The sequence below is a fragment of the Gardnerella sp. DNF01144 genome, from assembly GCF_049244245.1.
GTDB lineage: Bacteria > Actinomycetota > Actinomycetes > Actinomycetales > Bifidobacteriaceae > Bifidobacterium > Bifidobacterium piotii.
The window spans coordinates 811,475-825,716 of record NZ_CP058390.1; the positions used below are offsets into that span (position 1 = coordinate 811,475).

Below are 14,242 nucleotides of genomic sequence, written 5' to 3' on the forward strand. Positions count from 1 at the left end.
ACATCTTAAACATTTAACCTTTTGACTATAGCTTCAAAACTTCGGCTTTCACGGCCTCGAGTGCTTCATCAATCTTAGAAGAATCCGCACCGCCGCCTTGAGCAAAGTCTGGCTTGCCGCCGCCACCGCCGCCAAGCACCTTGGAAGCTGTACGCACCAAGTCGCCAGCCTTAGCACCAGCCGAGCGAGCTGCATCGTTAGTAGCAACAGCAACCATTGGCTTATCGCTCTCGTTTACACCGCACAACGCAACAACTACTGGCGAATCTTCACCCAAGCGAGAACGAACGTCAAGAACCGTCTTGCGCAAAGCGTCGAAGGAACCGAAGTTTCCAACATTCTTTACAGCAAGCTTAATCTTTGAGCTGCTTTGCTTAGCCGATTCAACTAATTCTGGAACAGCCTCATTAAGCTGCGATTCGTAAACAGAAGCAAGCTTACGATCAGAATCCTTCATCTTGTTAAGCAAGGATTCCAAACGCTCAGCCAACTCGTCTGGACGAGCGTTAACCATGTCTGCAAGTTGCGCAACCAAAGCATGCTCGCGAGCGCCATATTCGTATGCTTCTTCGCCGCAAAGCGCGTCGATTCTGCGTACGCCAGAGCCAATAGAAGACTCGGAAAGGATTGTAACCATACCAATCTTGCCAGTGCTCTTAGCATGAGTACCGCCACAAAGCTCGCGGCTCCAGCCGTCGCCAATCTCTACAACGCGAACAATATCGCCATACTTCTCGCCGAACAAGTGCATTGCTCCAAGCTTGAAAGCGTCGTCAATTGGCATTTCTTTTGGAACAACTTGCAAGTCTTCGCGAATGCGCTCGTTTACGCGAGCTTCTACACGCAACAACGCATCTTTATCAACAGCCTTTGGCCATTGGAAGTCAAAGCGCAAACGATCTGGATCTACTACAGAACCGCGCTGAGTTGCCTGTGGGCCAAGCTCCTCACGCAAAGCCTTGTGAAGAGTGTGTGTAGCAGTGTGGCTTCTAGCCAAAGCAGCACGGCGCACCTGGTCAATATTTGTGTTCACTGGAGCACCAACGCTAAGAGTTCCTTCAGTAAGTCGGCAGCTGTGAACAATCAAATCCTTGATTGGTCGCTGAACGTCGTCAACTTCCAAAATTGCGCCATCGTCGGAAATAATCTCACCCTGATCGGCAATCTGGCCACCACGCTCAGCGTAGAATGGCGTGCGATCAAGAATAACCTCAACGTTTGCAGGAGCGCTAACGCTTTTAACAGAGCCTTTACCTGCTTCAACAATCGCCAAAACGTTGGAACGGCTGGAGAAGTCTGTGTAACCGAGGAAGTCGATTGGCTTTTCTAGAGCCTTCTTAATGTCGTCGTAAACACTAACGTCCACATTGTGACGCTTCTTCAAAGCATCCGCACGAGCGCGACCCTTCTGTTCGCTCATAAGCTCGCGGAACTTAGCTTCATCAACCTTAACACCCTGCTCAGCAGCCATCTCTAGAGTCAACTCAATTGGGAAGCCGTAAGTATCGTGCAAAGTAAATGCGTCGGAGCCACCAACAATAGGGTCATCCTTGTGTTCCTTCTTGGCTTTTTCAACAGCCAAGTCAAGAATAGTCGTGCCCTTTTCTAGAGTGCGGCGGAACGCATCTTCCTCACCGTATGCAGCTTCGCTAACCTCATGGAAAGTGTTATTAAGCTCTGGGTAGCTTGGCTCCATAGCGCCCTTAGAAACTGGGAACAAGGTTGGCAAAACTGGGTCTTGCACGCCAAGCATACGCATTGCGCGAACAGTTCTGCGAAGAAGACGGCGAAGCACGTATCCGCGGCCAACGTTGCTTGGACGCACGCCATCGCTCATAATCATCAAAGCGGAACGCACGTGATCTGCCACAACGCGGAAACGAACATCCGCATCGGCATTGCTGCCGTACTTTACGCCGCTAAGCTTTTCTGCAGCTTCAATAACTGGATAAACTTCGTCAGTCTCGTAAATGTTTTCCTTGCCTTGCATAAGGTAAGCCAAACGCTCCAAACCAGCGCCTGTATCAATATTCTTTTGATCAAGCTCACCAACAATGTGCAAATCAGTCTTAGACTTTACGTTGTCTACCTGGAAGTTCTCAAAAACCAAATCCCAAATCTCAATAAAACGAGATTCGTCAGCAGCAGGACCGCCATCCTTACCATACTTAGGACCGCGATCCACGTAGATCTCGGAGCATGGGCCGCCAGGGCCAGGGCCACCAGTAGTCCAGAAGTTATCTTCCATGCCAAAAACTTGCATGTGCTCTGGGTCGAAGCCCTCATTCTTCCAAATTGCGCGAGCTTCGTCGTCGTCTGTATAAGTAGTTACCCAAAGTTTTTCTGGGTCGAAACCATAGCCGCCCTTATCTTGCGGAGTTGTTAAAAGCTCCCAAGCGTAGTGGATTGCTTCTTCCTTAAAATAGTCGCCAAAACTAAAGTTACCAACCATTTGGAAGAAGGTGCCATGACGAGTTGTTTTACCAACTTCGTCAATATCGAGAGTACGCACGCACTTTTGGTTAGACGTCATTCTGCGAGAAGGAGGCGTTTGCTCTCCCAAAAGATAAGGTATGAATGGAACCATGCCTGCAATCGTGAAAAGCGTCGTTGGATTTGGAGAAATCAGCGATGCCGAAGGTACAACCATATGGCCATTCTTGGCAAAATAATCAAGATAACGCTTTGCAATTTCTGCTGTGCGCATGGGTACGAACTCCTTTTTATTTATTTAGACTTAGTATAAGACCACTTAGTAACTACTTAGTATAAGACTTATTTGTAAACGAATCGTCACGCTTATCGGCATACTTACTAGCATACTTAGAGTTAATCTGCGACTCGTGGGCTTTTCTGCTGGAATTAAAATCATTGTACAAAGACAAAATCGTGCTTAAAGTAAGATTTTTTGGATCTTTATCGAAGAAGAAATTCCTAGCGTTTTGTGGGAACTTTTCCTTAACGTACGCGCGAGCTTTTGTAACAGACATAACTCCCATTACAAAACCGACGCAAATCCAAAATAAACGCTTAAACATCACTCCCCCTTAGGCGTAAACGACTCGCCAGAATTTGCCGCATGCCTAGCGGAAGATTCTGCAGCATCCGTTGGAACAGTAGCCTTATTAAAGAACGCATTAAAAGTGTCTTTAAGCGCATAGCAAGCAGATGCAATTTTAACAACTGGCTTTCCAAGAAAAGCGCCATACAAATCCGTAAGAGCGCCAACATTTGTAGCTGTAGTGCGAGCAGCATCTGTAACAGCATTAACGTCTTCAAGTGTTTTGTTCACTTGTTTTACTGTTGTAACAGATTCGTCGATAGCAGGCAAAGCGTGCTCGCCCGATTCCTTAACAGTTTGAGAAATCTGATTAAACATTTTACCCAGCCGAATAAGCGGATAAATCATAAATCCCGAAAGCACCGCAAACGAAATCGCTGCAATTAGAGCAGCAATGTCTCCAACGCTCATCGTAACCTCTTTCCTGCTGTTTTACACACGACTACCCACGCAATGTATTAAAAGATTAACGAAGAGTCAAGACTCTTTTTGTAAATTTAGCGAACATTTAGTGAACACTTAACGAACATTTTTTGCGCAAACTAATCGCATTTACTCGTTATATCCCTTAATTGTTATAGCTTGATCAATCGGCTCTGCCGTGTTGAAATCAAGGCGAGTTACACTTCCATTTTGCGGGCGCTCACTCAAATCGTAGCCAACAGGTGCAAAACGATGCATAAGGCTTAAAAGCGTGTTTCCGTGGGAGATTTGCAAAACGTTGTCTCCATCTTTTAACGCTGGATTGCTTGCGATTATTTTGAAACCGCCTTCAACGCGCTTCCAATATTCAATATCTGACTCTGCATCGTGGAATGGGTCGGCCTCTTTAAGCATGTCTCGAGTTGCAGCAAGACCAAATTTTTCAACGATTTCGTTATATGTTTTTGCTCCATGAGGCGCACCTGCAGCCCACCAAGCCATATTCATATCTTGGCCTTCAAAATATCCGTAGCATTGTTCGCGAAAATGCATATCGCTTACAAGATGCGGACGAATATGCGTATGCTTTTCGTTTTCGCTTAAAATACGCTCAGCTGTGATTTGCGCGCGAGTTGTATCGGAGCAATATGCGGCAGCAAAAACAATGTTCTTAAGCTTTTGAGCCGCTAAATCGGCGTCTTTAAGCCCTTTTTGAGTTAGTGGAGAATTGCTCCATCCTTGCAAGCGATTGTAGCAATTAAACATGGTTTGACCATGACGAACTAAATAAAGATGCAACAACATAACTTAATCATCTCACTTTTTAAGTAAAACGTGTAAAAATTAGAGTAATTAAGACGAGACTAATCAAGACTAATCAAGACAAGACTAATCCAAGTCAGACTAATCCAAGTCAGACTAATCCAAGTCAACATCTCCTAATTCTTGGAATCTGCTTGCAATCAACTCTGGAGTAGTATCGGAAATCCAAGACGCCATTCCTGCTTCCGACCCAGCCAAATACTTGATTTTATTGGCGTCTCGCATAAACGAGAAGAATTGCAAATTAAGGCGATAATGCGAGCGGCGAGAATCATGCACAGGGGCTTGATGCCACGCTGCAACGTAAGGCAAATCAACGAAATCGCTGGAATTTGCATCACTCGCGCCAGAAGATAAGTCGAAAGCAGCCGAACTTGCAAACGATTTAGCGCTCGAATCGCCCGCGTTTGAAGACGATAATCCAAAGAACTTATTAGCACGCTTAAGAAGTGTTATGTAGATTTGCGCCAAATCCCAACGCTCTTGGTCGTCAAGCTGATCCAAAGTAAGAACGTCTCTAACAGGAGCAACATGCACCTCTAGCGGCCATCGAGCAGCAGCTGGAACATACGCAACCCAACTGTGATTATGCATAATCACACGCTTTTTAGCTTCAATCTCTGAATTCATCAAATCCTTAAGAAGATTGCTGCCAGTGCGCTCAAAATAAGCCTCAGTGTGGCGCAACTCCTGCTCTAACCTAGGAGCAATAAACGGATACGCGTAAATCTGACCATGAGGATGATGCAAAGTTACGCCGATTTGACTGCCGTGATTTTCAAACGGATAAATTTGCTCAATTCCTTCGATTTGGCTAATTTCTGCGGTTCTAAACGCCCACGCTTCAACAATCGTGCGCATGCGCAAAACAGAAAGATTAGCTGGAAGCATATTCTCGTTTGAACTAAAGCAAATCACTTCGCATCGACCTGCTGCAGGAGCCTGCTTCCACAATGGATTTCCGTCAACGTATGTTGTTGTATTTGGCACGCCTGCAACCTGAGCCATAGCTGGATAGCGGTTTTCAAAAACAACAACGTCATAGTCTTCGTCTGGAATTTCGCCATCTTGATACTCGCACTGCGGCTTTCTGCCAGCAAATGGGTCGATTCTTGATGGCGAAGAATCTTTCGCAGAATCCGCCGAATCCGCCGAATCATGATTATTTGAATCCTCACCAAGAATCGCAGCTGGCCGCTTTGCCCACAACCTAGACATAGGAATCCAGTCTCCTGTAAGCGGATCTTGGCGCATTTGCGGAACTTCGCTAGGAACTTCGTTGCCTTCGCTATCAACATGCGAAGTAAAACGATACGCCAACTTTCTAGGGTCAATCAGTTCCCTTGTTTTGTGGCCGCTAACGTATTCTGGATTGTCATCTATGTAGAAAAAGTCTCGCCCGTCGGAAAGTTTTGTTGCTGTAATGCGCATATGCTCGCGCGCGTAAGTTCCAGGGCGATACAACTTATACGGATACTCGCCGCCAAAATCGCGAATCGGAGATTGCGTTGCGTGCGGCGGCTCTTGCGGCGTAATACCACTTAAAACCGCAGGTATTGCAGGCATTTGCTGAGTTACATACAACGAATCGCGCACATCGGCAGCAGCTTCTCCTTCGGCTTGAGCTACAAGGCTACTAAGCGAAGAATCCCCAACACCCGTGCTTGTAATCTTGCTCATAACCGTTTCGTTTGCGCCGCTAGCTTTGTTTCTAGCACGAATCGCGTTAACGTCTATTGCGTCAAAAGCATCTGTGTCTTCTAAGCTTTTTTCGACTTCGCGTTCATCTGCCTTCTTATGCTTAGATGCGTCGTCAATCTCGAATCCTGCAGCAGCACCACCTTCAAAGCCGCCGCCTGGGCCTGCAAATCCAGCTGTAGTTGGAATATTGTGCAACCCGTTAATCTTTTTAGGCTCTACCACAAGACCACCCCTTCAAAAGTGTTATTGTTTAGCGCATCTTTTGCGTGTTTGTTAATTGCGCGTGCGGCAAGTTGTTGTGCTTTTAGCGCATTCGCTTTGGTATTTTGTTGAGACATCTTTGACTCCATCGTCTCTTCTACTCTCTAATCTTCTTTTATTGCGTATTCTGTTTTACTTGTATTTTGTATCTTCTTTTATTCTTTTATATATTCTTTTGTATATTAATAACACGCTTTAAACGCTTAGTTACCTATTATATATTTTCTGATTCAACACTCGCACAATGTTATATTTTGTAATATAACGGGCATTGATGTAATTATTATATGTGATTTTGTTTTATTATTAAAGCGTTTTGTTGCATAATGTTCGGTTGCTTGCGACCTTTCCCTAACAAAAGTTAATGTGCACCAACATGTAACCAGCTTTTATCATAATTCATATTGCTATTATGCAAGCGCCAATCGCTCGCGAGTTACAGCGCGCTACGCTCTAAGCGAAAAGGCAGGTTGGAGCGCAAACGCATTGACCCCCACTATGCAATGCACAGCAGGGGTCAAGCGGTATGTCCTTAAGAATGAAATCCAGAATTTAGCGAGCGTAGTACTCGACGACGTACTGGATGTTGACTTCAACTGGAATCTGATCGACTTCCGGCTTACGAGTCAAAGTAGCCTTCAAAGAGGCAAGATTCACATCGAGGTAACCAGGAACTGCTGGCAAAACGTCGCGATGAACGCCTTCAGCAGCCATCTGGAATGGCACCATTGTCTGGCTCTTAGCGCGAACCTGAATGGTCTGGCCTGGCTTAACACGGTAAGATGGGCGATCAACAAGATTGCCATCTACCAAGATGTGACGATGCACAACAAACTGGCGAGCCTGAGCGGTTGTACGAGCAAAACCTGCGCGCAAAACCAAAGCGTCAAGACGGGTTTCCAAATCGGTGAGCATTGCGTCACCAGTCTGACCTGCAGTGTGCGTACCCTTTTCGTAAGCTGCACGAAGCTGCTTCTCGGAAAGACCGTACTGAGCGCGAAGACGCTGCTTCTCGCGAAGACGTACTGCGTAATCGGACTCGGTACGACGACGAGTGCGACCGTGCTCACCTGGAGCATATGGACGCTTCTCGAAAATACGCTGAGCCTTTGGGGTCAAAGCGATGCCGAGGGCGCGAGAAAGACGCACCTGACGGCGAGAACGCTGAATATTAGTCATTACTAATCCTTTATTCTGTCGTTATCTGAACGGAACGTGAACCAAACTTTTACGATTATTCACGCTGAGCCGGCCTCTCCAGTGCTTCTTCGTGTAAACACACGAACGCGAAAGCATTAAAACGCTTAAATAACGCCATAATTCTTGCGCGCCGACCCACTGATGGGCTAAGGCTCCAGATAATGCCTACGAAAAATAGGCATCGTTCCCTATACTACTCCGCGCCGTAGAATATGCGCGACGACCTGCCTTTGTGCTTGAGCGTAGCGCACAAAGGCAATTCGGAGCGCTGAGCCGCTTAAAGCAGAAGCATTGCTTCTGCGCTGCAAAGCGCTCTGACTGAGCTTGAAATTGCATAGCGCGTTTCAAGCTCCTTCAAAGCGTGATTTGGCTCAAATGTAAAGTCCAGTGGACTTTACATGCCAAATCAGCCGAGCGGCTACTAATAGCCGCGAGGAATAGCGCGGCTAATCCGCGCGAACGCTTTAAGCTACAAAGTGCGGAAATGGTTGACGCTTTTTGTTGCTCAAAACGCTAATTAAAGCTACAAAATGCGTCAATTTTTCCCGAGAATGTAGCTCAAACCAGTAAAAACAGCAACAAAAAGCGGAAAATCGCTCGCGCGGTCTAAGCGCTCAGTCTAAGCGCGCGCGTAGAACACCAGAGTCCATTGCGTAAACGCAATCAGCGCTTGCAGCAACCGATTCATCGTGAGTCACAACTAAAACAGCCGCTCCAGAAGCCGCACAATCGCGCAGCAAAGACACAACAGTTTGAGTATTTTGCGAATCCAAATCGCCAGTAGGCTCGTCCAAAATCAACAAACGCGGCTTATTAATCAAAGCGCGCGCAATCATAACGCGACGCATTTCTCCGCCAGAAAGCTCGCGCGGATAGCAATGCGCAAGATCGTCCACGTTAAGTTGCTTAAGCAAATCCATAGCGAAGGAATTTAAATTCGCACAATCTTCTGGATCAAGTTTTTGCGCAAAATCGCCTACTCGCTTATAAGATGCACGCTCAATCATAACAGGCAAAATAACGTTATCTAGCACATTCAAATTAGCAAGCAGCGTCTGCGATTGCGTAACAAAACCAATGTTTTTTGCGCGAATCGCAGAAGTTTGTTCATCGCTTATAGAAGGCATCGAAATATTGCATCCAAAAATCGTAACGCTTCCGCGCGTAGGCTTTAAAAGCCCTGCAATCATGTTTAATAGAGTTGATTTTCCATTTCCAGACTTGCCCACAATCGCAACAAAATCGCCAGCTTTAAGCGAAAAATCAACATTGTCTACAGCAATAAACTTGCGATTTTTGCGCTTAAATTCGCGAGTAACATTTTTAAGATCTACGACTAAATCGCCTAAATCACCTAAGCCTAAATCGCCTAAATCGTTGCTAACCACTTCACTCGCCATCTCACTCGCCATCTCTTAAAGTCAAATACGCTTCCCTGCTTGCGATTCGCCCAACAATAATCGCAGAGGTTACCAAAACACTAGCGAGCGAAAACGCTACAGAAACTGCCGCAAGCGCGCACACAAGCCAAACATTCGACTCCAAATACGGCAATTGCAACTGACTAGAAATCGCAATATTGTATGGGAACAAAATAAGCGAAGCAAACGCAACACCAATCACGCCGCCTACAACGCCAATCACAGCCGATTCGCGCGAAATCATGCCAAAAAGCATGCGCTTATTTGCGCCCAAAATCCTCAATGAAGCAAATTCCCTCTTGCGCTCCGATGTAGATGCCGCAAAAACGCAGACAAGAATTAACACGCCCACAGCCCAAAACGCAAAAACGCCAAGAAAAATCGCCTTGTTTAGCACTTCTAAACTCTTTTTAGTCTGCTCGGTAATTCCGCCTGGAAAAACCATTCCAAGGCTTTTAATTCCGCTAGTTTTACGAATATTTTCCGCAACACTCTTAGCGCTAAAACCCTTGCGAACTTTTACAAGAACAGCACTAACAGCCTTGCGTGCGTATTTTGCAGGAATCGCAGTGTGCCCAACTTTCGACGAATATTTAACAACCGCTGGAATCGTGTCTCTGTTTACAAACACTGAGTTATCTAGGCTAGTGCCCGTTTTAGCAAGTTGCGCAACAATCGGCCATTCGTGCCCATACAAGCGAACCGTGTTTTGGTAAGAAACAAGCACGTTTGCGCCTGCAATCATCTGCCCTTTTTTAAGCTCGTTTTTGTGTTGCGAGTAAATCCATGGCGCGATTACAAAGTCACTCGTAGGGTCAAAACCTATGATTTGCAACTTTTCCGCGCAGCATCCAGCAGATAGAGAAGATATGTAAGTTTGTACGCTTGCTTTTTCAACGCCTTTTGATTTTCGCACAAAATCCTCAATATTGTTCGTAAAATAAAACGTGCTAGATCCGCCATTAGTTAGCAACGCTTCCGCACGATTGTAAGTATTTTGCGGAATCACCATAATATCCGCGCCAAGGCGAGCGCGCATGCTGTTTAGGCCGTTTGAAAGATTTAGGGAGATTAGCGAGCCGCCAAAAAACACTGCAGCTAGGCACGCGGAAACCATGATTAACGCGGCGGTTCTTAGCGGCTTTTGCTTTAGGTTTTCTAGCGGCAATCGCTTTAATGTAATAGTGTGCATAGTAAATTACTTAGATGCGCACTAGCAAGCAGATTTAGTATCGAGATACACGCTAACGGATGCAAACACCAACGCTAGTACAGACAGCACAATCAACGTTGGACGCATAACAGATACGCAATGCATCATTGGACTTTTGCAAACACCAATAAGGAATGTTGTAGTAGCAATCATAAACAGAGAGTTAGCAATTACAGCAATATTTAAGCCAGCGCGAACGTGTTCTTTAACAAATAGCGCAATAATGCCTAGAATCGCTATAACAACGCCAATTCCAATAGCTACGCGGCTTGTGTAGTAGCATGCCATAGGCTGCATCATCATAGGCATTTTAGCCATTTTAGACATTTTGCTCATGCCACCAGTTGAGCATGGTTTTGCAAATGTTAATGGCGCTATAGCAATAAGAATTCCAAACACAATTGCGTGAAGCGATGCGAATAATTTGTTCTTCATAATAAATACCTCATTAAATCTAGTTATTATTTTTTAGTGTTGCTTTTTGTTTAACGCAACACGCTTTACGGCACTCACGTTTGCAAGCGCCACGCCTTTTAAATATCGTTTATAAATACAATCGCAATGATTCAGAACTTAGTCGACTTCCCCTTGAGTCACAAATCTTGAACATTTGCAGTTTTTACTTTTATTCTTTTTTACTTTTATTCTTCTTGCGTTTATACTTTTCTTACTCTTATATTTTTCTTACTTTTATATTTTTTCGTATAGCTTAATAGAAAACAAGTCTTGAATATTTTGTTTTAGTGTATATAATCACGCACTAGTTATAACAATATTACAATTAACAATTTAAAGTAATCTTCAATAAGGTTGTATTATTTTGCATACAACATCTATAAAACGAGAAATTTTACAATTTTACAATTTCTCAATCGGAGCAACTCTTAGCATAAGTCGCTTTACGCCATCCGAACCAAAGTCAACTGTAATAATTGAGTTTCTGCCCTTGTCTTGTGTTTTAAGAACAGTTCCAAGGCCGTATGTGTCGTGCGAAATTTTATCGCCTTCATGAAAATCGTTGATATTTAGGTGATTGTCTTTTTCTTGCAAACTTTGCTTTTTGTAAGATAATGACGATGCGGACGATTGCAAATTTGAGGTGGACGATTGACTTTGGTACGATGCGCTCGATTTTCTTGCGATTCGCGTGGTGACTTTGCCAGACTTTGAGCCATACGACTTGCCGTATGAGTTGCCATACGAACTAGAGCCATACGACTTTGAGCCATACGACTTGCCATAAGACTTTGAAGAACCATACGAGCTGCCATAATGCGATTTGCTGTAGCGAGATCCGCTGTAACTCGAACCTCCGTAAGTTGTGTACGAATCGTCGCTCCAACCGCCGTCGCTTCCAAAATCATCGGAGAAATCGCGGTCAAAATCGCGGTCAAAATCTCTGCCTGCTCCCCTTAGTCCAGCTCGCATAACGGCCGCTTCTGTGCGTTTCCAGCAAATCAAATCCGCAGGAATCTCGTCCAAAAACTGACTTTGAATCATCTCCGCAGACTTTCCCCATTGAGAGCGCTCAGCTGCCCAAGTAACGTACAAAATCTTCTTAGCACGAGTTATGCCAACGTATGCAAGACGACGCTCCTCGCAAAGCTCCTTTTGATTGTCAACACAGCGCGAATGAGGAAAAGTGCCCTGCTCCATGCCAGTCAAAAACACAACAGGATACTCCAAGCCCTTAGCTGTGTGAAGCGTCATAAGCGTAACTTTTCCAGTATCTTCACCCTGGTCTGGAAGCTGATCCGAATCCGCAACCAAAGCCGTAGTCTCCAAAAAACCAGCAACATTAGCATCAGGCGTATTCTGCTCATACTCGGCTGCAACCGATTGCAATTGAGACAAGTTATCTACTCTAAATTCATCTTGAGGGTCTTTCGACTCTCGCAAATCCTGCAACAATCCGCTTTCGTTAAGCACGTTCTCCACAACCTTAGAAGGCTTGGAATCGTTAGCTTTCATAAAGTCAATAAGCGAAGTCATAAGATCCCTAAAACTCTTAAGCGCATTAAAAGTTCTAGATGAAATACCAATTTGCTCCGCAATCTTATCTATTTGACTAAGAGCAGACCAAAAACTTATAGAATTTTCTTTTGCATAAGACGTAATCTGCGACTCAGCACGCGCACCAAGACCACGCTTTGGAACGTTTAAGATGCGGCGCATATTAACATCATCATCAGGGTTTGCAATCGATTGCAAGTAAGCAAGAGCATCTTTAACTTCGCGACGCTCGTAGAACTTAGTTCCGCCAACAAGTTGATAAGGCAAGCCCGACTTAATAAGCGCATCTTCTAAGCTACGCGATTGCGAATTTGCGCGATACATAATCGCAATATCTGAGTAGTTTACGCCATCTTCGCCATCTTCACTTGCTAAGCGCGCGATTTCTTGAGCAACCCACATCGCCTCGCCTTGCGCGTTATCTGCTACGTAGCCGACGATTGGAGAACCTTTGCCTAAAGATGTCCACAACTTTTTAGGCTTGCGATTAGTGTTGTTAGAAATCACAGCATTTGCAGCGTTCAAAATGGTTTGTGTAGAGCGATAATTCTGCTCCAACATAATTGTTGTAGCGTTTGGAAAATCCTGCTCAAAGTCTTGAATATTGCGAATATCTGCACCGCGGAAAGCATAAATCGACTGGTCAGAATCGCCAACAACCGTGATTGAAGATTGCGGAAGTTGAGTGGAATCTGGTGAAGCTGCGAAATCTGGTGAAGCTGCGGAAACTTGTGGAACTGCGGAATAATCACCCACACCTGCAAGCTGGCGAATCAAAACGTATTGCGCGTGATTTGTATCTTGATACTCGTCAACCAAAATGTAGCGGAACTTTCGCTTGTAATACGCGCTAACTTGCGGATTTTGGCGCAAAAGCTTAACCGTTAGCATAATCAGATCGTCAAAATCAACAGCATTCGAAACGCTAAGCCTATTTTGGTACTCCGCGTAAACAGCGGCGTAAAGCGCATCGGCATTGCCAGCAGCATTAAAGCTAGATGCGCCAGATACAGACGCGCCTGGCTTATAATCTGGTGCGTAATTTTTAAGATTTTCCTGCCATGTAACCAAATTATTTTTGAAATCAGATATCTTAGACAATAAAAGTTTCGGCGTAAACTTTTTAATATCGATGTTCAATTCGGATGCGATTATTTTAACAAGACGCTCGCAATCCGAAGAATCGTAGATAGAAAAGCCTGATTTTAAGCCGATTGAATCGCCATGAGCGCGAAGAATCTTAACGCAAGCAGAATGGAAAGTAGAGACCCACATGCTATTTGCACTATTGCCGATTAAGCTCGCCAAGCGCTCGCGCATCTCCGCTGCCGCCTTGTTAGTAAATGTGATTGCAAGAATTTGGCTCGGCCACGCTTTGCGATTAGCCAAAATCCACGCGATTCGGCGCGTAAGAACACGCGTTTTGCCGCTGCCTGCGCCAGCTCCGATTAAAAGCGCGGGGCCAGTGTATTGAACAGCCTTGGATTGCTGTGGATTTAAGCCTTCTAAAAGCGATTGTGGGTTGATTTCAGGAATGTTGGAAGATTGTGCGGATGGCTGTGCGATTGGTGTGCGCTGGGATGATTGGGCAGACTGGCTGTATTGGGCGGACTGGGCGGATTGGCTGTATTGGGCGGAGGCAGCGGAAGAATCGAAAGCCGCCATAGAAGCAGAAACTTCGCTCGTCATATCTTCATTAATAGGAGCATCGATAATAGGGGCATCACCAACAGAAGCATCGCGCTGCTCGTCGAAAACTTCATTAATAAGAGCATCGCTCTGCTCGTCGGCATCTTCTGGATTGCCAAACAAATCAAAATCGTAACCGTACTTGCTCAAAAGCCACTCTCCCCCGTGTTCCAAATCGCAAAAATTAAACTCTAACCAATTTTAACGGACGGCAGCCAAACACAAATCGTGCGTTTTGCACTGTACGCATTACGCAAATCTGTAGTGCGATTGTACCTAATTTCGGTGTTTTTTGGTACAACGCACTACATAAACACGTAAAACTGTAGTGCGATTGTACCTAATTTACGGCGTGTCGTGTCGCTCGCGCGTTACAGCGCGCTATTCCTCACGGCTATTAGTAGCCGTTCGGCTGATTTGGCGCATAAAGTCCACTGG

Annotated in this window: 11 protein-coding genes; all 11 read right to left on the reverse strand. The window is 45.2% G+C overall.

Translation table 11 applies throughout. From position 1 onward, the window contains the following. Positions 1-25 precede the first annotated feature (25 nt). The 11 genes from alaS to HXT36_RS03295 all read right to left on the reverse strand — a co-directional run bounded on the left by alaS (position 26) and on the right by HXT36_RS03295 (position 13,954). Positions 26-2,707 carry an alanine--tRNA ligase gene (alaS, locus tag HXT36_RS03245; RefSeq protein WP_421778550.1) on the reverse strand — a complete coding sequence of 894 codons (2,682 nt, stop codon included), beginning with the start codon at positions 2,705-2,707 and terminating at the stop codon, positions 26-28. Positions 2,708-2,759: 52 nt separating this feature from the next. Further along, complete coding sequence (locus tag HXT36_RS03250; protein ID WP_115756789.1) at positions 2,760-3,038, reverse strand: hypothetical protein; 279 nt, start codon at positions 3,036-3,038, stop codon at positions 2,760-2,762. Next, positions 3,038-3,472 (reverse strand): DUF948 domain-containing protein, encoded by a 435-nt coding sequence (locus HXT36_RS03255; RefSeq protein WP_004131946.1) that lies wholly within the window; start codon positions 3,470-3,472, stop codon positions 3,038-3,040. Before HXT36_RS03255 ends, HXT36_RS03250 begins: the two co-directional genes overlap by 1 nt. Before the next feature lie 141 nt (positions 3,473-3,613). Next, the gene (locus tag HXT36_RS03260; protein ID WP_115756791.1) at positions 3,614-4,288 is read right to left on the reverse strand and encodes a histidine phosphatase family protein; all 675 of its coding nucleotides are present in this window, start codon (positions 4,286-4,288) and stop codon (positions 3,614-3,616) included. A 114-nt stretch (positions 4,289-4,402) separates the two neighbouring features. Next, entirely contained in the window at positions 4,403-5,737 is a 1,335-nt protein-coding gene (gene galT, locus HXT36_RS03265) for a galactose-1-phosphate uridylyltransferase (RefSeq protein WP_080649148.1), read from the reverse strand. Positions 5,738-6,222: 485 nt separating this feature from the next. After that, on the reverse strand, positions 6,223-6,345 hold the full coding sequence (locus tag HXT36_RS03270) for a hypothetical protein (RefSeq protein WP_004574665.1): 123 nt from the start codon (positions 6,343-6,345) through the stop codon (positions 6,223-6,225). A 475-nt stretch (positions 6,346-6,820) separates the two neighbouring features. Then, positions 6,821-7,447, reverse strand: a complete 627-nt coding sequence (gene rpsD, locus HXT36_RS03275; protein WP_004113375.1) for a 30S ribosomal protein S4 — start codon at positions 7,445-7,447, stop codon at positions 6,821-6,823. A gap of 635 nt (positions 7,448-8,082) precedes the next feature. After that, entirely contained in the window at positions 8,083-8,868 is a 786-nt protein-coding gene (locus HXT36_RS03280) for an ABC transporter ATP-binding protein (protein ID WP_421778551.1), read from the reverse strand. A gap of 1 nt (position 8,869) precedes the next feature. Further along, entirely contained in the window at positions 8,870-10,081 is a 1,212-nt protein-coding gene (locus HXT36_RS03285; protein WP_032842971.1) for an FtsX-like permease family protein, read from the reverse strand. 21 nt (positions 10,082-10,102) lie between these two features. Continuing rightward, a complete protein-coding gene (locus tag HXT36_RS03290) occupies positions 10,103-10,537 on the reverse strand; it encodes a DUF4418 family protein (RefSeq protein WP_421778552.1) in 435 nt (144 codons plus the stop codon). A 423-nt stretch (positions 10,538-10,960) separates the two neighbouring features. Next, a complete protein-coding gene (locus HXT36_RS03295; RefSeq protein ID WP_421778553.1) occupies positions 10,961-13,954 on the reverse strand; it encodes an ATP-dependent helicase in 2,994 nt (997 codons plus the stop codon). Positions 13,955-14,242: the final 288 nt, after the last annotated feature.